General features: G+C 73.4%; 18 protein-coding genes. 6 read left to right on the plus strand and 12 right to left on the minus strand.

The annotated features are described in order from the left end of the window. The first annotated feature begins 88 nt into the window (after positions 1-88). From ABD343_RS18680 to ABD343_RS18705, 6 genes are all read left to right on the plus strand, one after another. Positions 89-1,063, plus strand: a complete 975-nt coding sequence (locus tag ABD343_RS18680; RefSeq protein ID WP_344529964.1) for an acetylxylan esterase — start codon at positions 89-91, stop codon at positions 1,061-1,063. Between the two features lie 54 nt (positions 1,064-1,117). Further along, positions 1,118-1,243: a hypothetical protein gene (locus ABD343_RS18685; protein ID WP_344529576.1), complete on the plus strand. Its 126-nt coding sequence runs from the start codon at positions 1,118-1,120 to the stop codon at positions 1,241-1,243. Between the two features lie 263 nt (positions 1,244-1,506). Next, complete coding sequence (locus tag ABD343_RS18690; RefSeq protein ID WP_344529578.1) at positions 1,507-2,025, plus strand: cysteine dioxygenase; 519 nt, start codon at positions 1,507-1,509, stop codon at positions 2,023-2,025. 1 nt (position 2,026) lies between these two features. Then, positions 2,027-2,401: a rhodanese-like domain-containing protein gene (locus tag ABD343_RS18695; protein ID WP_344529580.1), complete on the plus strand. Its 375-nt coding sequence runs from the start codon at positions 2,027-2,029 to the stop codon at positions 2,399-2,401. 22 nt (positions 2,402-2,423) lie between these two features. Next, entirely contained in the window at positions 2,424-3,632 is a 1,209-nt protein-coding gene (locus ABD343_RS18700; RefSeq protein WP_344529582.1) for a hypothetical protein, read from the plus strand. Positions 3,633-3,690: 58 nt separating this feature from the next. Next, positions 3,691-4,413 carry a hypothetical protein gene (locus ABD343_RS18705; protein ID WP_344529584.1) on the plus strand — a complete coding sequence of 241 codons (723 nt, stop codon included), beginning with the start codon at positions 3,691-3,693 and terminating at the stop codon, positions 4,411-4,413. 180 nt (positions 4,414-4,593) lie between these two features. Here the strand turns inward: ABD343_RS18705 and ABD343_RS18710 are convergent, their stop codons facing one another. The 12 genes from ABD343_RS18710 to ABD343_RS18770 form a co-directional block, all read right to left on the minus strand. Further along, the gene (locus ABD343_RS18710) at positions 4,594-5,406 is read right to left on the minus strand and encodes an SAM-dependent methyltransferase (protein ID WP_344529586.1); all 813 of its coding nucleotides are present in this window, start codon (positions 5,404-5,406) and stop codon (positions 4,594-4,596) included. Positions 5,407-6,192: 786 nt separating this feature from the next. Then, the gene (locus ABD343_RS18720; RefSeq protein WP_344529588.1) at positions 6,193-6,996 is read right to left on the minus strand and encodes an SAM-dependent methyltransferase; all 804 of its coding nucleotides are present in this window, start codon (positions 6,994-6,996) and stop codon (positions 6,193-6,195) included. Between the two features lie 66 nt (positions 6,997-7,062). Then, a complete protein-coding gene (locus ABD343_RS18725; protein WP_344529589.1) occupies positions 7,063-7,872 on the minus strand; it encodes a maleylpyruvate isomerase family mycothiol-dependent enzyme in 810 nt (269 codons plus the stop codon). A 42-nt stretch (positions 7,873-7,914) separates the two neighbouring features. After that, positions 7,915-8,292, minus strand: a complete 378-nt coding sequence (gene paaI, locus ABD343_RS18730) for a hydroxyphenylacetyl-CoA thioesterase PaaI (RefSeq protein WP_344529591.1) — start codon at positions 8,290-8,292, stop codon at positions 7,915-7,917. Positions 8,293-8,364: 72 nt separating this feature from the next. Next, a complete protein-coding gene (locus ABD343_RS18735) occupies positions 8,365-11,106 on the minus strand; it encodes a glycoside hydrolase family 38 N-terminal domain-containing protein (RefSeq protein WP_344529593.1) in 2,742 nt (913 codons plus the stop codon). Further along, complete coding sequence (locus ABD343_RS18740) at positions 11,103-12,248, minus strand: Gfo/Idh/MocA family protein (protein ID WP_344529595.1); 1,146 nt, start codon at positions 12,246-12,248, stop codon at positions 11,103-11,105. Before ABD343_RS18740 ends, ABD343_RS18735 begins: the two co-directional genes overlap by 4 nt. Next, positions 12,245-13,153 carry a TIM barrel protein gene (locus ABD343_RS18745; RefSeq protein WP_344529597.1) on the minus strand — a complete coding sequence of 303 codons (909 nt, stop codon included), beginning with the start codon at positions 13,151-13,153 and terminating at the stop codon, positions 12,245-12,247. Before ABD343_RS18745 ends, ABD343_RS18740 begins: the two co-directional genes overlap by 4 nt. A gap of 317 nt (positions 13,154-13,470) precedes the next feature. After that, entirely contained in the window at positions 13,471-14,691 is a 1,221-nt protein-coding gene (locus ABD343_RS18750; protein WP_344529599.1) for a CehA/McbA family metallohydrolase, read from the minus strand. Further along, positions 14,688-15,767: an ABC transporter ATP-binding protein gene (locus ABD343_RS18755; protein WP_344529601.1), complete on the minus strand. Its 1,080-nt coding sequence runs from the start codon at positions 15,765-15,767 to the stop codon at positions 14,688-14,690. Before ABD343_RS18755 ends, ABD343_RS18750 begins: the two co-directional genes overlap by 4 nt. After that, positions 15,767-16,603, minus strand: coding sequence for a carbohydrate ABC transporter permease (locus ABD343_RS18760; RefSeq protein WP_344529603.1), 837 nt, complete (start codon positions 16,601-16,603; stop codon positions 15,767-15,769). Before ABD343_RS18760 ends, ABD343_RS18755 begins: the two co-directional genes overlap by 1 nt. After that, positions 16,600-17,616, minus strand: a complete 1,017-nt coding sequence (locus ABD343_RS18765; protein ID WP_344529605.1) for a carbohydrate ABC transporter permease — start codon at positions 17,614-17,616, stop codon at positions 16,600-16,602. The genes ABD343_RS18760 and ABD343_RS18765 overlap by 4 nt, the downstream gene beginning before the upstream one ends. Next, positions 17,591-18,994, minus strand: a complete 1,404-nt coding sequence (locus tag ABD343_RS18770) for an extracellular solute-binding protein (protein WP_344529607.1) — start codon at positions 18,992-18,994, stop codon at positions 17,591-17,593. Before ABD343_RS18770 ends, ABD343_RS18765 begins: the two co-directional genes overlap by 26 nt. Positions 18,995-19,091 lie beyond the last annotated feature (97 nt).

Genomic DNA, 19,091 nt, shown 5'->3' on the forward strand with positions numbered 1-19,091 from the left:
AATCATGCCTGTCGCGTACATGCCGCACGGGCGCGGTCAGAATGTGGTCCAGCACGCCGCCCCGCCCCCGCGCGAAAGGCACGTCTCCATGGGCCACTTCGACCTGCCGCTCGACCAGCTCCGCGCCTACCGCCCCGCGATATCCGAGCCGGACGACTTCGACGCGTTCTGGCAGAAGACCCTCACCGAGACCCGCGCCCACGACCCGGCGGTCACCTTCGCGCCGTACGAGACGCCCCTGACCGGGGTCCGCACCTGGGACGTGACGTTCGCCGGGTTCGGCGGGCACCCCGTCAAGGGCTGGTTCACCGCGCCCGCCGACGCGACGGGCCCCCTCCCCCTCGTCGTCCAGTACCACGGCTACGGCGGCGGACGCGGCCTCCCGCACACCTGGGGCCTGTGGCCGCTGGCCGGGTACGCGCACTTCGTGATGGACGTACGGGGCCAGGGCAGCGGCGGCGACCTGGGCCACACCCCCGACCCCGTCGGCTCGGGCCCCTCCTCCCCCGGCTTCATGACGCGGGGCGTCGAGGACCCGGAGACGTACTTCTACCGGCGCGTCCACGCCGACGCCGTACGCGGCCTGGAGGCGGCCCGTACGCACGAACTCGCCGACCCCGCACGGACCGTGGTCCTCGGCGGCAGCCAGGGCGGCGGCATCTCCCTCGCGGTGGGCGCCCTCGTCCCCGGCCTCGCCGCCACCTGCGTCGACGTCCCCTTCCTCTGCCACTTCGAGCGCGCCCTGTCGATCGCCGAGACGGGACCGTTCCCCGAACTGGTCCGCTATCTGCGGATGCACAGGGGCGCCGAGGAGAACGTGCTGCGCACCCTCTCCTACTTCGACGGCGCCGCCTTCGCCGCCCGCGCCACAGCGCCCGCCCTCTTCTCCGTGGCCCTCATGGACACCACGTGCCCGCCCTCGACGGTCTTCGCCGCGTACAACGCCTACGCGGGCACCGACAAGCGCATCGAGATCTACCCGTACAACACCCACGAGGGCGGCGGGGTCCACCAGGAGGCAGTCCAACTGGACTGGGTACGCAAGATGTTGAGCACAACCTAGGCCAAAGCCTCACCCCGCTGGGTAGCGTGAGCCGCCCGAGGGAGGGGATCACGCATGGGGTTCCTGGCGAAGTACGGCGGCGGGGGCTCGGTGGAGGGCGGCTGGCTCACGGCGCTGATCGTCGCCGCCGTCCTGGTGGCAGCCCTGGTGGGGCTGTACCTCTACTCGAAGAAGGAGTAGGCATCACGGCCCGCCGCCCCTCCGCGTCCCCGGCGCGGCGTCTCGGAGGGTGAGAGGGCATTTGCGCCGGGGGGCGGGGGCTGTCAATCTTGCTGCCATGCCCACCGGCCAGCGCTTCTTCGTACGGCACCACGTGGACCTCGTCCGCGTGGCCAGCGCGCTGTGTCCTCGCGGCCGTCGCCCCTGACGGTCGCGCCCGGTGTCTGCCGCGGGCGCGGCTCTCCCTTCCGCACCGCCCGCCGTACGACACCGAACGAGGTCCCATGCCCACACGGCTCGGCGCCGTCGCGCCCGCGACCGCGCCCGCAACCGCCCCTGCCCTGACCCCCGTCCTCTCCCCCGCCCGGCTCGCCCGGACCGCCCGCTCCTTCGCCGCGCGCCCGGACCTGTGGCGCCCCCGGGTCCGCTTCGGCGCCGAGGAGCGCTGGCACGCCCGGCTGGAGCAGACCCCGGAGTACGAGGTCTGGCTGCTGACCTGGCTGCCGGGGCAGGGCACCGAGATCCACGACCACGGGGGCGCCTCGGGCGCGTTCACCGTGGTCGAGGGCGTGCTCACCGAGCGGTCCTTCCGCCTCGGGCCGCCCGCCGCGCACGCGAGGGAGCTGCGCGAGGGCGCCGTCCGCTCCTTCGGGCCCCGCTACGTCCACGAGGTGGGCAACAGGGGCACCGTGCCCGCCGTGAGCGTGCACGCGTACGCGCCCGTGCTCGCCACGATGTCGTACTACCGCGAGACGGCCGGCGGCCGGATCGCGCTCGACCGCACCGACCCGGTGGAGGACTGAGATGGGGATCGACTCGCTGCTCGCCCAGGTGCGCGGCACCCTGGAGCGCGTGGAGCCGCACGAGGCCGCCGCCGAGGCGGCCGGAGGCGCGTATCTGGTGGACACCAGGCCGGAGTTCCAGCGCCGCGCCTCCGGGACGATCCCGGGCGCGCTGCTGGTCGAGCGCAACCACCTGGAGTGGCGCTGCGACCCGTCCAGCGAGGGCGCGCTGCCCGAGGCGACGGACAAGGGGGTGCGCTGGATCGTGCTCTGCGACGAGGGCTACGCGTCGTCCCTGGCCGCCGCCTCCCTCCGTACGCTCGGCCTCGACGCCACCGATCTCGTCGGCGGCTTCCAGGCCTGGCGGAGAGCGGGACTCCCGGTGACTCCCCCGTAGGCGGGTGGGCGAGAATCGGCGGATGGTGATGACACGGACCCGGTACGCGTCGGCGCCCGTCGTGGACGGGCTCCCGCTGCTGGACGAGCCCGGGTTCTGGGCGGCGTATCTCGCGGACCTCGCCGGGGAGTTCGCGCCGGACGCCTTCGGCGCCGACCCCGCCGACGCGGGGGACGCGCTGGAGCGGCTGGACGACCCGGCGGCCTGGCCGGTGTTCACGGTGCCGCTCGACGGCGGCGGCGCGATCCTGGCCCACCGGAACAACGGCGAGGAGCACAGCACCACCGACCACGTCCTCGCCCTCCCGGACCGGGACACGTGGCTGGCCCTCGCCGCCGACGACCAGGACCGCGTCGGGCCCGGCCTGTGCTGGCCGGAACTCGACGCGGTGCGCCGCCCGCCGGAGTCCGCCACGGCCGGTGTCCTCGACCCGCACGACCGGCTGCTGCTCCTGCTCCCCGTGCTCGGCGACACCGCGGCGCCCGCCTCGCGCGAGGCCGTCGCGGCGGTCGCCGCGGCGCTCGTGGCGCGCGGCGCCCCGGGGGAGAGCGTCGAGGCCCTGGCCCAGCAGCTCCTCGGCGGCCACCCGATGTGGGGCGCGGCCCCATGGACGTACGACGCGGACGGCGCGAGCTGGATCTGCGGGGGCGGGCTCAGCCCGCGCGGGGAACCGCTGGGCGCGTTCCTGAGCTGGCGGCGCCATCTCGTCCAGCACGATTACGGGATGGGCGCGCTGCTCTGGTGGATGTGGGCGCCCTCGGCGCGCGAGATCGCCGAGACGTACGCGGAGGTCGAGGTCGTCGCCGACCCGGCCTCCCGTGGGCTGGACGGCCTGGACGAGGTCAGGATCGACGACCCGGGCCAGGATCCCGCGCTGACGAGCTTCCGCGCCCGGCGCGCCGCGCAGCGCGGCCACCCCGCCTTCGGCGCCCTCGCGGGGCGCGAACGGGTCTGGCTGCGCCGGCGCGAGGAGGACGCCGGGCCCGAGGACCCGTCGTACCTGCTGGAGCTGGGCCCGGACGGCCGCTGGCTGCGCCAGGTGGAAGTGGCGCCCGACGGCACGTCCGTACGCTCGACGTCCGACGACTGGCCGATCAACCCGCCCTGCGACCTCTACGACCCGGAGCTGGCCGAGAGCGCGATCCCGGCCGAGACCTTCGAGGAGGCGTGGCGCCGGGCGCGCCCGGAGAGCGACGGCGAAACCGGGGACGGCGCGGCCGCGTCCCCGTGACGTAAGGACTCGTGAGTGACGGACGACGGATGACGGACGACGGTGGAAGGGGAAGCGCGTGGCCGACCTGGTGGTGCTCGGGGAGGACGGGCCGTGGCAGCGGCTGCCGCCGGAGGCCGTGCTCGCGGCGAAGGAGGCGGGGCTCGACGACGCGCCGTACGTCTTCGCGATCCGCGGCCTCTCCCCGGACACGGTCCACCGGGTCCTCGCGCACGAGCACGGGCTGGTGCGCCAGGACCACGGCAAGCAGCCGCAGGTCTTCCGCTGGGACGCCGTCATGCGCACCCGGGAGAGCGTCGTCGACCACTACCGGACGGAGTCGGGCGTCCGCCGTTACAGCCAGACCCGGTTCTCCTTCACCCTCACCCGCGAGGACGGCGCCAAGGTGAAGATCGCCGGGAGCGACCACCGCGAGGCGTCCGCCTCGGCGCCGTTCGGCGGGCCCGCGAGCGCGACGGTCCAGAACCACCGCTACTTCGAGTTCGGGAAGTCCGCCTGCGCCGGAGTCGCCCGCGCCCAGCTCCCCGGCGCCCTCGCCACGCTGGAGCGGGGCGACGAGGTCGCGTTCGGCCCCGTCCGCCTCACCCGTGACGGGCTGCGCCGCAGGCTCCGCCGCCCCGTCGCGTGGGACGGCCTCACGGTGGAGGTGGACGGCGGCTGGATCACCCTCCGGGACCGCGAGGGCCGCACGGCGTTCAAGGAATCCGTGGCCGACGTCCCCAACAGCACCCTGTTCCGCACCCTGCTCACCCGCCTCGCCCGCCCCGACGCCCAGGGCTAGGGCCCTTCTGATGGATCAGGCTGGATCAGGGAGCGTCGTCCTGTGACTTCGTATCCAAGGCGGAGGAAGGCGACAACGCGGAGCGTTGGCAACTGACGACAACGCCGGAGACGGAGTTGCAGGACGACGCGAGCCCAGCCTGATCCATCAGAAGGGCCCTAGGCCGAAGCCGGGCCGAGGCTAGCTCTTGCGGGCCACCGCGCCGTACATCGCGATGTCGCGGTCGTCGACCGTCTCGTCGTCCGGGGACGGGCGCCAGCGGTGGACCTGGACGACGCCGGGCTCGACGAGGTCGAGGCCGTCGAAGAACGCGGCGGCCTCGGGACGGGTCCGCAGCGTCATCGGCATGCCGGCCTGCGCGTACTGCTCGGCGACGCGGCCCACGCCCTCGGGGTCGAAGTCGGCGGTGGCGACCGTCGCGGCCAGGTAGCTCCCGGCGGGGAGGGGGTCGAGCAGGCGGTGGATCAGCCCGTGGTCGTCGTCGGACGGGTGGATGAAGTGCAGCATCCCGATGACCAGGAGCGCGACGGGCTCGTCCAGGCTCAGCGTCTCGCGGAAGGCGGGCGAGCCGAGGATGGCGTCGGGGTCGCGCATGTCGGCGTCGACGTAGGTGGTGCGGCCCTCGGGCGTGCTGCCGAGGAGGGCCTCGGCGTAGGTGAGGACGATGGGGTCGTTGTCGACGTAGACGACGCGGGAGGAGGGCTCGGCCTCCTGCACGACCTGGTGGAGGTTGGGGCTGGTGGGGAGGCCGGTGCCGATGTCGAGGAACTGCCGGATGCCCTTCTCGCGGGCGAGGAAGCGCCCGGCCCGGTGCATGAACGCCCTGTTGGCGCGCATGTGGACCGGCAGCGCGGGCCACACCTCCACCATGGCGTCCCCGGCGGCCCGGTCGACCTCGTAGTGGCTCTTGCCGCGCAGGATGTAGTCGTAGACGCGCGCCGAGTGCGCCTCGCCGGTGTTGATCTCCTCCGGGGAGTAGCCCGATTCCCTCATCTGTGCACCAACCGTTCTGTTGTTCTCGTGCCAACAGCCTACGGCCGCACGCCACTTGCGGAACGCCGGGGGTCGCCAGGACGACCGCCCGGACCAGGAGATTCGCCGTGGTGCCGGGGAGGATCCGGAAGAACCGCCGCGCGCCGTGGCCGGGCTCTGCCCGTGGGGAGGGCAGGCACCGGCACGGGACGCTCAGGAGGCGAGAGCCTCGGCGAGCGTCCCGGCGAGCACGGCCGGGCGGGCCGCGAACGGGCTGTGCCCGCCCGGAAGGGTGCGTACGGTGAACGGCGCGGCGCACGAAGGTGCGGGGGGATCCGCCCCCAGCGTTCCGGAGTCACGGTGACCGGCGTCGCCGGGATCGCGAGCGGCAGATCGGGGCTCAGAGCGGCACGCCAGCGGTCGAACAGCGGGGACTTCTCGGTCGCCAGGCCGGGCTGCCCGGGGAGGAGGTAGCCGGCGGTGCTCGCCGGGCTCCGCCGCGCGGGCGCGACGGTTCAAGGCTCCTGGGCTTGCCCCATAAGGGGCGCGGGGAACTGCGCGCCCAGCCATGCCGCGGGCGCACCCCGCGAAGCACAGCCCGGGGCACCCCGAACCCGGCTCTCACGCGCGGGGCACCCGGCACAGGGGGCTGCGCTTGCCGGCCCTGCTCCCCCGAGCTCTTCGAGCAGGGGGTACCCCCAAGTGGCAGACCTCCCAAGCGCAGCGGGGAGAAGCAGGGCGTGCCCCCTCAGGGGGCGCACCTGCCAAGTGCAGCGGGAGGGAGAAGTGCGGTGACGCCCCGCGGGGTTACGGCTTGCGGGCGATGCCGCCGTAGGCGTCCACCAGGGCCGTGGGCGTGTCGGCGGAGGGGCGCCACGTGGGGCAGGGGACGACGCCGGGTTCGACGAGTTCGAGGCCCTCGAAGAAGCCCTCCATCTGCGCGGGTGTGCGCAGATGGTAGAGGACTTCGCCGTCGTCGTTGTGCCGGTCCTGCGCGGCCTGCAGCTCGGCGTTGGTGGCCGTACCGTCGCAGACGAGCAGGAAGCTGCCGGACGGCAGCGGCTTGAGGAGGCTGCCGACGATCGCGCGGGCCTCCTCGTATTCGGCGACGTGGCCGAGGATGCCGCTGAGGATCAGCGCGACGGGCTGGGTGAAGTCGAGGATGCCCGCGGCGTGTTCGAGGATGGTGTCCGGGTCGCGCAGGTCCGCGTGGACGTAGTCGGTGACGCCGTCGGGGTGGCTGGTCAGCAGCGCGTGGGCGTGGACGAGGACGAGCGGGTCGTTGTCGACGTAGACGATCCGGGAGGTCGGCGCCGCGCGCTGGGCGACCTCGTGCGTGTTGTCGAACGTGGGCAGCCCGGTGCCGACGTCGAGGAACTGCCGTACGCCCGCCTCGGCCGCGAGATGGTGGATGCCGCGGGAGAGGAAGGCACGGAAGGCGCGGGCGTTGTCGACGATGGCCGGAAACGCCTCCTGGAAGCGCTCGCCCGCCTCGCGGTCGGCCTCGTAGTGGTCCTTGCCGCCGAGCCAGTAGTTCCATATCCGCGCCGAGTGCGGCACGGAGCTGTTGATGGAGACCTGCTGCTCGGGGTGGATCGGCTCATCTGCCATGGGAACTCCGCGCCTCGTGCCTGATGTTGTGCGTGCTGCCACACAACTTAACCAACGTCACAGGAATCACACAGGCGGTACGAGCGTGAAGTACCGCTCGAACAGGCTGGGGTCGCCCGTCATCGTCAGGCGCCGCGCGGGCGTCCGGTGCCAGAGGAAGAGCGCCAGCTCCGAGGCGGTGCCGCTCAGTTCGGCGCCGGGTGCGGGCGCCGTCTCCTCCGGCCCGGTGTGCAGGCGTACCTCGTCGTCCTCGAAGCGCACGGTCCACACCTCGGGCCCGTCGGAGCGGCGGAAGCGGTAGCACTCGCCGGAGCCGGGCGGGACCTCGCGGGCGACGCGCCGCCGGGGCGCCATCACCTCGAACGTCTGGGTGACGGCGTCGGCGGCCAGCTCCGCGTCGAGCGGCGCGGGCGCCTCGACGGCGCACTGCGCGTCCCAGCGGTGCACGGCCGCCTCGATGGCCTGCATCCGGCGCCAGAAGCCGACGCTCTGCTCCCGCGACCACGTCCACGCCTTCTGGGCCGGGTCCCGCTCGCGCAGCAGCGCGACCAGCGTCTCGGCGCCCTCCGCGAACCAGGTGAGCAGCGCCGGGGGCACCGGCCCCCGGTTCGGCGCCGACTCGGGCACGGGCCAGCCCTCCAGGCCGTCGGGCAGGTCGTAGAGCCGGAGGTCGTCCGGCTCCGGGGGCTCCAGGAGCCGGTCCCGTACGACGCGGCCCACGTAGCGGTGCACCCCGCCCAGGTGCCCCATGAGGTCGGACACGCTCCAGCCGGGGCAGGAGGGCACCAGGGGCGCGCCGTCACCTCCCTCGGCGGCACGGGCGACGGCGGCCTGGAAGTCCACGAGCTCGCGGTGCATGTGCGCGACGTAGTCCATGGGCCGACGATGTCACTCCCCCGGCACCGTGGATACCCGCTCTCACGTCAAGGTCCGGCTCCTGCCGCGGAACTCGGCGATGACCTCCTCGCCGCGCACGACCGTGACGTCGTAGACGCCGCTGCGGCCGTAGGTGACGCGCTCGGTGGCCGTCGCGTGCAGCACGTCGCCCTCGCGGGCGGGCGCGACGAAGGTGATGTCGGCCCCGGCGGCGACGGTCACGGGCCCGTGGCTGTTGCAGGCGCAGGCGAACGCGGTGTCGGCGAACAGGAAGAGATAGCCGCCGTGCGCGATGCCGTGCCCGTTGACCATCGCGGCGGTGACCGCCATCCGGAGGGTCGCCGTGCCCTCGTCACAGGTGAGCAGCTCTATCCCGAGCGAGCGGGAGGCATGGTCGGCGGCGAACATCGTCTCTGTCATGAGGGACTCAGTAATCCAGCACGTGTGTTCGCCTGTCAAGGCCACGCCTCCCGCTGCCAAGCGGCGTCCGACTCACCGTTCGAGCTGGAACGTGGCGATCTCCCAGGGGCGCAGTTCCGCCGTCGCGGTGCCGTCCCTGACGTCCACGGGCTCGCCCCGGGCGCCCAGCAGGTCGCAGCGGGCCGCGGCGGTCAGGCCGGGGAGGGCGAGGCGGACGGCGGTGGGGCGGGGGGTGAGGGCGACGACGCGGGTCTCCAGGCGGCCCTCGCGTTCGCGGAGCGAGGAGAGGACGACGCCGTCGCCGGTGACGCGCAGGCCCTCCGCGCCGCCCGGCAGTGGGGTGGCGGCGGGGGCGGAGCCGGGCAGCGTGGCCGGCGGGTGGCGGAAGGTCTCGGCGGCGCCGTGGACATCCGCCTCGTGCCACTCCCCCGCGTACGGGAACAGGGCGAACGTGACCTCGCGCAGCCCCCGGCACTGGGCCTGCGGGGTGGCGAACTCGCCGCCCGCGGGCTCGTCGCGCCAGACATGCCGGTTGCGGGACATCTGGCCCGTCGGCCGGAGCAGGGTGAGGGCCAGCTCGGTGCCGTCGCCGACGAGTTCGTACTCGGTGGCGTGCTCCAGCAGGACGGCCGCGCCGCCCGCCGCGACGAACGCGGAGGCCGGGAACGTCGGCAGCGGCTCCTCGCCGAAGCCGCCCTCGGAGGTCAGCCCGCGCGCGGCGACCGCGAACTGGCCCTCGCCGTACGAGGTCTCCGCGCGGCGCGGCAGCGGCACGTGGAGCCGGACGCGGTGGTCGTCGCTGCGGTTGTCGAAGGCGACGGCGAGCCGCACGAAGCGCTCTCCGGCGCGGAGTTCGACGCGCGTGGTGACGGTCGTCGGCTCGGTCCCGCGAGTGCGGCCGTCGGCGCTGAAGTCGCCCGCCTGCGGCCAGTCGTAGCGCCGCTCGATCTCGTACGCCGCGAGCAGCGGGCCCTCGGCGACGCGCCGCACGGTGACCTCGGTGGGCGTGTCCACGAGCACGTCGTGCGCGGGCGGCGCGTAGTTGTACGTGTCGCCCAGGTCGCCGCCGTCCACGATCCGGCCCGCGCCGGTGAGCGCGGTGCCGTCGGGCGTACGGGCGGCGAACGTGCCGTCCTCGGCGATCTCCACCGTGAGCAGCCCGTTGGCGAGGGTGCCGTCGGCGGCGTGCGCGGGGTGCTCCGGCCCGGGGGCCTCGCCCGCGGCGGCGCGTACGGCGGTGTGGCCCAGCGCCGGGGCCTCCACGAGGGCGGCGACGCGCTGCCGGGGCTCGGCCTCGATCACCACCCGCCACTCCCCTTCCGCACCCGCGAGCGCGGTCCTCACCTCGGCGACGTCGAAGCGGAGTTCGCTGCGGCGCGCGACGGTGAAGCGCAGCTCGCGCGCGTCGGTGTCCACGGTCCAGCCGGTGACCTCCCGGCCGTACAGCTCGATGCCGTGCACGCGGGCCAGGACCGTGGGCAGCCGGTCGGCGGGGACGGTGTCGTCGCCGAGGAGGGTGGGCGCGGAGGAGAGGTGCTGCGCGGGGTACGTCCGTCCGGCGGCGTCGGTCAGGTGGAGGGGCCCGTCGTCCGGGGCGCCCGCGACGTCCAGTTCGACCAGCGCCGTCCGGGTGTCCGGCGTCGGGTTCATGACGAGGTGCGCGTCGTGCGGGACGCGGGCGGCGAGCTGCTCGGCGGTCATGTCGCGGACGGCGAGGCCCAGTTGCTCGGCCTCGGCGATGCGGGCGGCGACCTGCTGGGCCGTCTCGTCGCAGCCGCAGCCGGTGACGGAGTCGTGGCAGGAGACCTCGATCAGCCGGTGCCAGGCCATGTCGAGGAAGCGGCGGGCCGGGGCGTCGAGCCAGAGGGAGGAGAGAGGCTCGGCGTACCGCTCGACGGCGCGCTCGGCGCGGGCCATGGCCTGCTTGAGCGGGGCGCGCACGGAGAAGACGCCGGGGAGGATGTTCGCGCGGGCGTGGCTGCGGAGTTCGCCGGTGATCGCGCGCAGGCCCTCGGTCGTCGTGGGCTGCTCGGCGAAGTACTCGGCCATGGTCGCGAGCCGCATCGTGACGCCGTTCCCGTCCTGCCGCGCGTTGTGCCGCGCGTTGTGCCGCTCCAGCAGGTCGGCCAGGTCGGCGGCGGGCGCGGTGTGGTCGGAGCCGTACATCGCGAGGATCGGCGAGCCGTCCGGGCGCCAGGCACGCAGCTTCGCGGCGACGGCGGCGGCACGCTCGTCCACCTGGTCGGGGTCGTCGAAGAGCCCGGCGGCGCTGCCGTATCCCCCGGCCGCGAGGTATTCCGTGCGGACGGCGGTGCCGTCGGGCGCCGTCCAGGCGAAGACGTGGCTGTCCACCTCGGCGGGCACGCCGCGCCACACGCAGGCGTGCTCGATCCCGGCGCCGCGCAGGATCTGCGGCATCTGCGCGGTGTGGCCGAACATGTCGGGGAGGTAGCCGACGCGCATCGCGCCGCCCATGTCCTCGCTGCGGCGCAGCCCGAGTTCGAGATTGCGGACGATGTTCTCGCCGGAGCAGAGGAACTCGTCCAGCAGGATCTGCCAGGGCCCGACGGCCAGGCGGCCCTCCTTGACGAGCGCGGTGAGCCGCTCGCGCTGCTCGGGCCGCACCTCCAGGTAGTCGTCGACGGCGACGGCCTGCCCGTCCAGGGTGAAGCGCTGGCGCGGGTCGTTCTCCATCCGCTCCAGCACCTCGTCCAGCAGCCCGATGAGCTGGAGCCGGAACTGCTGGAAGGGCAGATACCACTCGCGGTCCCAGTGGGTGTGCGGGACGATGACGAGTTCGTCGGGGGTGTTCATGCTGTTGCGGCCTCTCCTTCGCAGGGGAGCTGGTGCTGGGCGGCGAAACGGGCGACGGCCCGCTGAGCCGTGGTCAGATCCTCGGTGGCCCCGGCGACGCCCGTACGCGGCGGGGCGCCCTCGGTGACCATGGCATGGAAGGCGACGAGCTCCTCCTCGAACGCCTCGGTGACGGACCGGAACGCGGTACGGGACTCGGTGCCGCCGTCGTTCGCGGCGGCGGTGAGCACGGTCGGGGCGTTCATCAGGTACGGGGAGGGGAAGGCGAGTTCGAGCGTGCCGCCCTCGTGGTGGACGGCGAACGTCTCCCGGTAGGCGGCGTGCCCCGGCAGGTAGTGCCAGCGCGCGCTGTACCGGGCGCGGCTCCCGGGGAGTGACCCGGTCAGCTCGACGGAGCCGGGATCGGTGTCCTCGGGCCACATCGCGGCGAGATCCACGGTCGCCGGGGAGCCGGTCGTCATGCGGAGCAGCGACAGGTCGTGGCAGAGGGAGCCGTTGACGATGTGGAAGAGCGAACGGGCGCGGGCCGGAGCCTCCTCGCCGAGCGCGGCGTCGGTGAGCGCGGCGTCGCGGGCGCGCAGGGCGGCGAGCGCGGCACCGTCCACGTCCTCGGGCGGGGCCGGAAGGTGCGCGAACGCGAGCTGGTCCGGACCCGTCGGGTGCAGCACGCACACCTCGACCGACCGTACGGTCGCGGGGCCGCCCGCCTCCTCCAGGAGCCGCGCGAGGCGGGCGGCGGCCGGGTCGTACTGCTTCATATGGCCGACCATCAGGCGGGGTCCGCGCCCCTGGTCCCGCTCGGCGGCGTCCACGCGTTCGGCCTCGGCGCGGGTGAACGCGAGCGGCTTCTCGCACAGCACCGCGTACCCGGCGCGCAGCGCGGCCTCGGCGTCGGCGCCGTGCGAGCCGGAGGTGAGCAGCAGCACCGCGTCGAAGCCGCCCGCGTCGAGCAGTTCCGGGACGGTGGCGTGCCGTCGCCCTTCGGGAACGCCGTACCTCTCGCCCAGTTCCGTCCGTGCGGTGGGCGAGAGGTCACAGAGCGCGGCGATCTCGAACAGGTCGCGGCGGCGCTCCAGCAGCGGCAGATGCGCGGTACGGGCGATCGCGCCCAGCCCCGCGACGGCGACACGCAGCAGGGTCACAGCCCCTCCCCGCGCAGGAACTTGCGGTTGGCCCGCTGGTCGGCGGCGATCCGCGCCAGGTCCTGGCCGGTGGGGAGAGCGTCCTGCTCGACGACGAGCCAGCCGCGGTAGCCGTGGGCCCGCAGCGCTTCGAGGAACCCGGCGAAGTCGACCTCGCCCTCTCCGAGCGCGCGGAAGCCGCCCTCGCCGACGACGCGCCACAGGTCGCCGCCCTCCTCGCGCACGCGGGCGTGCGCGGCACGGTCGGCGTCCTTCAGGTGGACCTGCCTGATGCGCGGCCCGAACTCCCGTACGACCGCGACGGGGTCGCCGCCGGCGAGCCACCAGTGCCCGGTGTCGAGGCAGAGCGAGACGTCCGTCAGCTCCAGCAGCCGCCGGGTCTCCTCCGGGGTCTCGACGGCGGTCCCGAGGTGGTGGTGGAAGACCGGTTCGAGGCCGCGTGCGCGGCAGCGGTCGGCAGCACGCTGCACGTCGGCGGCGAACGCCGCCCACTCCTCTTCCTTGAGCTGAAGCTCCGGGTCCACGGGCACGCCGGGCGCGGCGAAGCGTGCCGGGTCGGCGGGGCAGGCGAGGGTGGGGCGTGGCGCGAACGCGGGGTCGTCGACGGGCACGGCCGCGAAGACGTCCAGCGCGGCGTCCAGCCCGTGCAGGTCCTCGGCGAACCCTTCCGGGTCCCCGTACCGCAGATCCACCCACCCTCCGGCCAGCCCCTGCCCGTACCTCTTGAGCCGCGCGCTCAGCTCCTCCCCCGCCCCCAGGTACCCCAGGGGCCCGGAGTCGGTCCCCTCATACCCGCTCGCCTCGAACCCCTCCAACAGTGCGTCTGGGCCTACGGGGGCCTTGTCGGGGGCGTAGATCCCGTACGACACGGGGGCGTTGGCGATCCGGATGTTGCGAGCTGTCATGTTTCCCTTCCGATGGCTCAACGAACGTCATCCCGTCCAGCCCTTGCGGGGCACGCCCCGCTCCTCCCCCCACTGTGCTTGGGAGGTCTGCGCGAAGGCGCAGGGCTGGCAAGCGCAGCCCTCTTCGCCGGGTGCGCGGACATGAGGGCTGGGTTCGGGGTGCCCCGGGCTGTGCATTGCAGGCCGCGGCTGCGCCGTGGCTTGTCGCGCAGTTCTCCGCGCCCTTGAAGGGGCAAGCCCCGGAGTTCCGTTGGGCTTGGGGGGGCTCGCGCCCCTGGAGGGGCGCGAGCCGTTGTTTCGGTTGCCCTCTGGGGAGGTTAGGCGCATAGGGCGATCACTTCGCAGGTGTGCGTCTCCAGACGGTGGAGGCCCTCGCCGCCGGGGAGCCAGGTGCGGGGGTCACGGATCACCGCACGGGAGCCGTCCGGTCGGACGAGGACCGTGCCCTCCGCTCCGAGGGCGAGCAACTCATCGGCGTACCGCAACAGGAGCGGCGCGTCGGGCCCGGCCGAGATCGCCGTACGGCCCGCCCGCAGGCCGGACAGGAGCGCGCCCTCTTCCGCCAGTACCCATGTCGTGGGCGCGCCGGGCGGCCGGCCCTGTTCCGGCGTGTGGAAGTCGCTGCCGCCGAGCGGGATCACGTCGGGGCGCCAGGCCCCGGCCCACGCGAGGGGCGCCCCGTGACGGCGGTCCGTCCAGGTGTGGTGCCAGATCTCCGCGTGCCGGGGCCTACGGTCGCCGAACGGCAGTTCCCAGGCGCAGTCGTCGGCCAGGGGGTGGTTGACGGAGAGGAAGCCGCCTGCCGACTCGGCCTGGGACAGCCACGCGCCCGCGCCCGTACGGAAGTCGATCCAGCCCGTGTCGCCGAAGACGTTCGCGTGGCCGAGATCGGTCGTGACCTCCTGACCGGGGAGGAGGGTGATGCCCTGGCGGGCACCGGCCGCCGGGAGCCAGGGGTGGTGGCTGACGGTGTTGTGGTCGGTGACGGCGAGGAAGTCGAGACCCTCGCCCGCCGCGCGGCGCGCGAGCGCGTCGAGGGTCAGCGAGCCGTCGCTGTGCTCGGTGTGGGCGTGGAGGTCGCCCGCGTACCAGCGCATGCCGTCCGCGGCGGGCAGATCACGGCGCGGTCGCCGCCCGTCGCGCGGGAGCGGGTCGGGCAGGACGGGCGTGGGCGACGGCGGCGTACGGCCGGACGTACGGGCCCGGACCTCGTACCCGAGCCCGTCCGGCGGCACCCGGTGGAGGCGGAGCAGGACCTGCCAGGTGCCGGGGGCGAGGGGCCCCGGCAGATAGCCGGGCGTGGCCCACTCCTCCGTCACCGTGAACCGGTCGCGCGCCCCGCCCGACCAGCCCCGGAACTCGCCCTCGGGGCCGAGGAGTCCGAGGTCGAGGACGCCGCCCGCCCCACGGGCGTACGCCAGGGTGACGTGCAGGGCCGCCGTGCCCGGCGGTACGTCCACGGGGAGGCCGCGCAGCACGTTCTCCGCGCGGTCCTCCATCGTCCAGGCGCCCCGGTGCGCCGTCTCTCCCACCGTCATCCGGCCGTCACCAGGTTCCCGTCCCGGTAGAGCAGGGCGCGGTCCGCGCGGGGCAGGGCATGGCCCTGGCCGCCGATGACCGGCTCGTGGTCCTCGTCCACGACGACCTGCACGCTGGTGCCGCCCTCGCACTCCAGCGTGACGAGCTGGGCGCTGCCCAGATTCTCCACGACGGAGACGGTGCCCTCCAGGGCGCCGGGCGCGGGCTCGTCGGTCCAGCGCAGGTACTCGGGCCGGATGCCGTAGACGACCTTCTCGCCGTCCTCGACGGAGGACGCGGCCTCCTCGGGTACGGGCAGTTCGGCGCCGCAGACCCGGACGGTCGCGTCGCCCGTCGTCTCGCCGTCGAGCAGGTTCATGGGCGTGGAGCCGATGAACGAGGCCACGAAGGTGCTCGCCGGGCGGCGGAAGACCTCCGTCGGCGTGCCGACCTGGCGCAGTTCGCCGCCCTCCATGACGGCGATGCGGTCGGCCATGGCGAGGGCCTCGGCCTGGTCGTGAGTGACGAAGACCGTCGTCACGCCGAGTTCGCGCTGGAGCTTCTTGAGGAACGTACGGGCTTCCAGCCGCATCCGCGCGTCGAGGTTGGAGAGCGGCTCGTCGAAGAGGAAGACCTTCGGGTGGCAGGCCATGGCGCGGGCGAGGGCGGCGCGCTGCTGCTGGCCGCCGGAGAGCTGCCCGGGGCGGCGCTCGGCGAGGTGGCCGAGGCCGAGTTCCTCCGCCGTCTCCTGGGCCTTCCTGGCGCGTTCGGCCTTGCCGACCTTCTTGATCTTCAGGGGGTAGGCGATGTTCTCGTTGACGGTCATGTGCGGGAAGAGGGCGTAGTCCTGGAAGACCATCGCGATGTCCCGCTCGCCGGGCTGGAGGGCGGTCACGTCGCGGTCGCCGATGCGGATGGTGCCGCCGCTGGCGGCCTCCAGGCCCGCGATGGTGCGCAGCAGGGTGGACTTGCCGCAGCCGGAGGGGCCGAGGAGCGCGAAGAACTCGCCGTCCTTCACGGTCAGTCCCAGGTCGTTGAGCGCCCGCACGCCGCCGGGGTAGACCTTGGCGAGCCGGTCGAGGGTGATGTCTGCCATCAGGCCTTGATCCCTCCGTGGAAGCGGAATCCGTAGCGGCGGCTGACGAAGAGGAACATCAGCACGACCGGCAGGGAGTAGAGCAGCGAGAACGTGGAGATGAGTGCCAGGTCGGGCTGGCCGCCCTCGGTGTAGAAGGTGTACATGACCACGGCGGCCGGGGACTTGTCGGGCGAGCGCAGGAGCAGGAACGGAATGAGGAAGTTGCCCCACACCTGCGCCACGGACCACACGCCGACCGTCGCCAGGCCCGGCCGTACGACCGGGACGACGACGTCCTTCATCACGCGCAGCGGCGAGGCGCCGAAGACCCGCGCCGACTCCTCGTAGGAGCGCGGCGTGGTGTCCATGAAGTCCTTGAGGATGAAGATCGCGGCGGGCAGCAGTCCGCCGGTGAGGACGAGGATCACGCCGAGGTAGGAGTCGACGAGGTTCAGCTCTGCGGCGAGCAGGAAGATCGGCACCATCGCGGCCGTGCCGGTGACGATGGAGGAGAGCAGCAGCAGCGCGTAGAGCAGCCCGTCCCGTCCCCGGATACGCACGCGGCTGAGCGCGTACGCGGCGAGCGCCGAGAGGCCGACGACGAGGACCGCGCTGCCCACGGCGAGGATCACGGAGCTGGCCAGGGAGTTGACGGCGTTGGGGTTGTCCCACAGCCGTCGGAAGTTGTCGAGCGTGAACTCCGGGACCGAGGCCGTGATGCCGGGGTGCTTGTCGAAGGGCGCGCTGGCGAGCCAGAGCAGCGGCAGCGCGAAGAAGGCGAGCGCGAGGGCGACGAGGACGTAGGCGCCGACGCCGCGCAGCAGGGCGCGTACGGGGTCCGACGAGTGCGTCATGCCGCCTCCTCCTCCGGAGCCCGCGACTCGCCCGGGCTCTTCGCGGTCTTCCGGGACTTCTTCTTCTGGCCCAGCAGCCGCAGGTAGACCACGGCCACGACCAGGTTGATCAGCAGCATGAGGAAGGAGATCGCCGCGCCGTAGCCCAACTGGCCGCTGCCGAGCGCCGTCTTGTAGATGAAGACGGGCAGCGTCTCGGTCTTGCCGTCGGGGCCGCCCGCGGTGATGAGGAACGGCGTGAAGTCGTTGAACGTCCACAGGCTGATCAGCAGCAGATTGGTCAGCACATGCCCGCGGATGCGGGGGAAGACGACGTCGCGGAGGATCTGCCAGCCGTTGGCCCCGGCGAGCCGCGCGGTCTCCAGGTGGGAGGCGGGGACGTTCCCGAGCGCGGCGGCGTAGAGCATCATCGAGAAGGCGCTGCCGCGCCAGACGTTGTAGATGATGATCGACAGCATCGGGTGGTCGAGCAGCCAGGCGGTGCCGGGCGTGCGCAGCAGCTCGTTGAGCGTGCCCCCGTCACGGTCGAGGAACGCGATCCACAGGAACGCGACGACCGAGCTGGGCAGGATCCACGAGAGCATGACCAGCGCTTCGAGCAGGCCCTTGACCCAGCCCTTGCGGTCGCGCATCCACCAGGCGAGCGCGAAGCCGAGGCCCGCCTGGCCGATGACGGCGGAGCCGAGGACGAACAGCAGGGTGAGCCAGAGCGAGTCGAGGAAGCCGCTGTCGCCGAGCGCCTTGGTGACGTTGTCGAGCCCGACGAAGCTGGGGTCGATCGCGGGGATGCCGGTGAGCCGGTAGTCGGTCGCGCCCAGGTAGAGCGTCCAGACGGCGGGCAGCACCAGGAACAGCGCGATCAGGATCAGCGCGGGCGCGACGAATCCGGCGGCGCGGCGCCTGCCGAGCCCGGCCGCGTCGCGCTCGGGCGCGACGGGGAGTTCCGCCGCCTCCGGCTCCTCCTGCCCCTCCCCCGGTGTTCTCGCCTCAGCCGACGATGTGGTCGCTGCCACCGAGCACCTCCTCCAGCTCCTTGCCGTAGACGGCCGCTGCCTGCTTGGGGTCCTTGCCGGAGACGACCTGCGCGGTGGCCTCCTGGAGGGCGAGCGAGATCTCCGGGTACGCGGCGAGCCCCGGCCGGAACGTGGTCACCGGGAGGGCCTTGTCGGCGGCGAACCGCAGCATGGGGTCCTTGTCGAGGACCTCGTCGTTGACGTCGTCCCGCTCGGTGATCTGCGCACGGTCGCCGAGCCGGGCCCGCAGCGCGGGCGCCGAGTGCAGCATGGCGAGCAGCTCGAAGGCCTGCTCGGGGTGGCGCGTGTGGGGGTTGAGGACGTGGACGGCGCCGCCGGAGAGGCTGACGAAGTCCCGTCCGCCGATGCCCTCGCCTCGGGCGCGGGCGGGGAAGAGCGCGTATCCGACATCGTTGTCACGCGTCTTCATCGGGGAGGTCCCGGTCTTCGGGGCGAGCACGTCGCGCCAGAAGTAGTCGCCCTCGGCGAGGATGCCGAGCTTCCCCGAGGCGAACTGCTCGAAGGACTTGTCGCGCCCCTTGGCCTCCTGCTGGAGCCTGGGGTCGCCGAGGCCCTTCCCGTACACGTCGCGGTAGAAGCCGAGGACGGCGCGGAGTTCGGGGGTGTCGCCGTACCAGCGCTCGCCCTTGTTGACGTGTCCGCCGGCGCCCGCGAGCAGGGGCAGCACGCCCTGCATGGTGGTCGCCTCGCCCATGGGCGTACCGGCGTTGATCTGGAGCGGCGTGACGCCGTCGATCCGCTTCAGCTTCCGGGCGGCGTCGAGGACGTCCTGCCAGCTCTCCGGCTGCCAGTCGCCCGGCAGTCCGGCCCTGCGGAAGAGCGGCTTGTGGTAGAAGAGCACGCGCGCGTCGGTGCCCGCGGGGATGCCGTAGAGCTTCTCCTCGAAGCGGGCGAGCGAGCGGACCCGCTTGCTGATCTGCCGCCAGCCCTCCCACCGTTCGGCCGTCGTCCCCGCGACCTCGAACAGCGGCTTGATGTACCGGGCCTGCGCGAACTCCCCGACCCAGATGCCGTCCAGCGACATGATGTCGGGCCCGGCCTGCGCCTTGAGGTCGAGCGCGAGCTTCGTCTTGTACTGCTCGTCGTCCACGCCGCTGGGCACGAACTCCACCCGTACGCGGACGCCCTTGGCCCGCTGCGCCTTGACGAAGCGGGGGATCACCCAGTCCTCGATCCAGTCCGCCTCGTCGGCGTTCTTGCCGCCCGAGACGGCGTTGGTGGCGACGGTCAGTGAGATCTCCCCGTCGCCCCCCTCGTCCCCGCGCGGATCCAACGGCGTCCCGCACCCGGCGAGCACCGCGGATCCGGCCCCGAAGACGGCAGCGGACAACGTGGTCCGCCGCGCGATGGCTCCCATCCGGCCCCTCCTTGCGCCAGAGATCGTGCGGAGAGGTTGACACGCGGACGGGATGACGTAAAGAGCTGTTGTCCTTACATTTGCATCACGGCCGGTG

Source organism: Streptomyces albiaxialis (assembly GCF_039530985.1).
Taxonomy (GTDB): domain Bacteria; phylum Actinomycetota; class Actinomycetes; order Streptomycetales; family Streptomycetaceae; genus Streptomyces; species Streptomyces albiaxialis.

Bases quoted from the DNA above. Each gene is read 5' to 3' on its own strand.
- ABD343_RS18680 (WP_344529964.1), top strand. From the start codon at position 89: ATGGGCCACTTCGACCTGCCGCTCGACCAGCTCCGCGCCTACCGCCCC.
- ABD343_RS18685 (WP_344529576.1), top strand. From the start codon at position 1,118: ATGGGGTTCCTGGCGAAGTACGGCGGCGGGGGCTCGGTGGAGGGCGGC.
- ABD343_RS18690 (WP_344529578.1), top strand. From the start codon at position 1,507: ATGCCCACACGGCTCGGCGCCGTCGCGCCCGCGACCGCGCCCGCAACC.
- ABD343_RS18695 (WP_344529580.1), top strand. From the start codon at position 2,027: ATGGGGATCGACTCGCTGCTCGCCCAGGTGCGCGGCACCCTGGAGCGC.
- ABD343_RS18700 (WP_344529582.1), top strand. From the start codon at position 2,424: ATGGTGATGACACGGACCCGGTACGCGTCGGCGCCCGTCGTGGACGGG.
- ABD343_RS18710 (WP_344529586.1), bottom strand. From the start codon at position 5,406: ATGAGGGAATCGGGCTACTCCCCGGAGGAGATCAACACCGGCGAGGCG.
- ABD343_RS18720 (WP_344529588.1), bottom strand. From the start codon at position 6,996: ATGGCAGATGAGCCGATCCACCCCGAGCAGCAGGTCTCCATCAACAGC.
- ABD343_RS18725 (WP_344529589.1), bottom strand. From the start codon at position 7,872: ATGGACTACGTCGCGCACATGCACCGCGAGCTCGTGGACTTCCAGGCC.
- paaI (WP_344529591.1), bottom strand. From the start codon at position 8,292: ATGACAGAGACGATGTTCGCCGCCGACCATGCCTCCCGCTCGCTCGGG.
- ABD343_RS18735 (WP_344529593.1), bottom strand. From the start codon at position 11,106: ATGAACACCCCCGACGAACTCGTCATCGTCCCGCACACCCACTGGGAC.
- ABD343_RS18745 (WP_344529597.1), bottom strand. From the start codon at position 13,153: ATGACAGCTCGCAACATCCGGATCGCCAACGCCCCCGTGTCGTACGGG.
- ABD343_RS18750 (WP_344529599.1), bottom strand. From the start codon at position 14,691: ATGACGGTGGGAGAGACGGCGCACCGGGGCGCCTGGACGATGGAGGAC.
- ABD343_RS18755 (WP_344529601.1), bottom strand. From the start codon at position 15,767: ATGGCAGACATCACCCTCGACCGGCTCGCCAAGGTCTACCCCGGCGGC.
- ABD343_RS18760 (WP_344529603.1), bottom strand. From the start codon at position 16,603: ATGACGCACTCGTCGGACCCCGTACGCGCCCTGCTGCGCGGCGTCGGC.
- ABD343_RS18770 (WP_344529607.1), bottom strand. From the start codon at position 18,994: ATGGGAGCCATCGCGCGGCGGACCACGTTGTCCGCTGCCGTCTTCGGG.